The sequence below is a fragment of the Syntrophomonas wolfei subsp. methylbutyratica genome (assembly GCF_001570625.1).
GTDB lineage: Bacteria > Bacillota > Syntrophomonadia > Syntrophomonadales > Syntrophomonadaceae > Syntrophomonas > Syntrophomonas methylbutyratica.
The window spans coordinates 1-2,338 of the sequence record NZ_BBQT01000043.1; the positions used below are offsets into that span (position 1 = coordinate 1).

Consider the following 2,338-nt stretch of genomic DNA (forward strand, 5'->3'; position numbering starts at 1 on the left):
AGTGACTTCTCCAATCTTCTCATGCCAACCGCCTGGTGCAAACTGCGTACAGAAGATGGTCGATGCATTCTGGTGCCGTGCTTCAACGATTTCCAATAAATCCAATGCCTGTGTTTCTTTTAAAGGGGTCAGCAGCCATTCATCCAGAATGAGGAGACTGATTTTCTTGTATTGTTTCATCACCTTCTTGTAAATACCTTCACCACGGGCCACTGCCAATTCATCCAATAAATCCGGCAGCCGGATATATCGGGTGGTATAATAGTTACGGCAAGCTGCCATTCCGAAGGCACAAGCCATGTAGGATTTGCCATTGCCTGAAGCTCCCATGATAATCAAGTTTCGTTTTTCCTCGATGTAAGTGCAGCTGGATAAACGAATAATCTGAGCTTTATCCAGTTTTCGATCTGCATGGTACTCAATATCTTCAATGCTGGCCTGAGGGTATCGGAACTCCGCTTTTTTAATGAGGCGCAGCAGTTTGTTGCTTCTTCGTTTGGCCCATTCCTGATCTACCATGATACCTACCCGTTCTTCAAAAGACAGTTCCTTGTACTTTTCATCAGAGAGCTGACGCCTGAAGGCCTCAGCCATGGTGGCAAGACGCATCTCAATGAGCTTGTTGACGGTCGTGGCATTAATCATGTTCTTTACCTCCATAGTAGTCGGCACCCCGGACAAATCCGTGGGTCTCGGTATTGGACCTGGTCACTGGACGACTCTCTTTTACCGACATTTTATCCTGTCCGGTCTTTAGAATTGTCTGAATGGTTTTAAAACTGGGACTAGGCGTGTAGCTTAAGGCCCGGTGACAGGCTTCCTCCAACCGGGACAGGGAATAGGTGTCAGCCAGTTTCATCAGTGATGTACAGGCGCGATACCCTTGCTTTTCGACTTTATGTCTTGTGAGTATGGCATTGACCACAATCACTGTGTTAGCCCCGACATCAGCAGCCCACTTTCGGAAGAAATCGCCGTTAATCTCCAGGTACTTTTGGTGTTTTTCCGGCATATGCTCCGGGACTGTGATAACCTGACCTTCTTTTCCCAACACTCTGAGATGGGAAGCAATACGGTGGTTGTGATAAAAAACTTCAACGATTTTACTGGTAAGGCGCACATCCACCTGATGCCGTATGTATTCATAGGGCACCGAATACTGATTTTTGTCCACATATATGTGATAATCATACTGTACGGATGCCTTCGACCAGGTGGCAAGTTCGTATGGGGAGGCAGGCAGGGGCAGCAGTAACGCCTTTTCTTCTTCAAGAAAAGCGCTCTTCCTGCTTCCCGGCTTCTTTTGAAAGGGCTTTTCGTTAAACTCCGCCAATTTTTCCTGGATGGCTCCATTTAGTTCCCGTAAGGAGAAGAACTGCTGATGACGCAGGGAAGCAATTATCCAGGTGGAGATAATACCTACAGTTCCTTCAGCATGGGGTTTGTCCTTGGGGTGCCTTACCCGGGCAGGAATCACTGCAGTACCGTAATGCTCCGCCATCTCATGGTAGGTCTTGTTGATCTTAGGATCTGGCTTAGAAACTTGTTCAACACCCGTTTTCAAATTGTCCGGTACCAGGATTCTTGTGACACCGCCAAAGTAGTTGAAGGCATGAATGTGGGCATTAATCCAGCTTTCCATATTCATATTCAGGAAAGCTTCTACATAAGCATACTGGCTGCAGGACAGCACAGCCACAAAGATGGGTGCCGGAATGGGTTCGCCAGTGATGTTGTCCTTAAGAAAGGCGGTTTTGCCTGCCCAGTCCAGTTCCATCATTTCGCCGGGTTTACGTTTAATCCGCATGGTCGCTTTTGTTTTGTTGGCATATTCCCGGTAATACCGGCAAAACTGACTGTACATTAGTGGAATCTCGCCGCTTAGCCGACAGGTTTCGCAGTACTCATGCCACAGCAGACTCAGTGTGACACCGCTTTTGGCCATCTCCTTGTGGATGTTGGCGCAATCCGGCAGTTTCCGGCTTGACTTGATGCTTTTCTCTGGGAAGAGCAGTTTTTGGAGATCCGCATCTGCCATGTCTTTTTCGAAGGGCCAGGTAATACCACACCCTTCAGCTCTTTCGAGCACTTTACTGACTGTGTTTCGTGAGCATTGGCAGCTGGAAGCTATGCTGCGTCCGCTCACATCCTGGCTGTGAAGCCGAAGGATTTCCCGATACTTGATCATTTGATCTACCTCCTTATAATGATTAGCACTGTGTAGTGCATTCCATCATTATATCGGAGGTGGCTCTCATCATGACCAAGGTGGCTCTATTTGATGCTCATGGTGGCTCTATTTCGTCACACGTGTGGCTCTATCGCAAAATATTACCCA

2 protein-coding genes are annotated in these 2,338 nt (G+C 47.6%); both read right to left on the minus strand.

Features of this window, described 5'->3' with window-relative positions; all coding sequences use genetic code 11:
• The coding region (locus AWB54_RS14865) for an ATP-binding protein (RefSeq protein WP_061215382.1) at positions 1-645 on the minus strand (645 nt) is incomplete at its 3' end.
• Positions 638-2,188, minus strand: a complete 1,551-nt coding sequence (gene istA, locus AWB54_RS14870; protein ID WP_061215383.1) for an IS21 family transposase — start codon at positions 2,186-2,188, stop codon at positions 638-640. The genes AWB54_RS14865 and istA, both read right to left, overlap by 8 nt.
• Between the last annotated feature and the right edge of the window lie 150 nt (positions 2,189-2,338).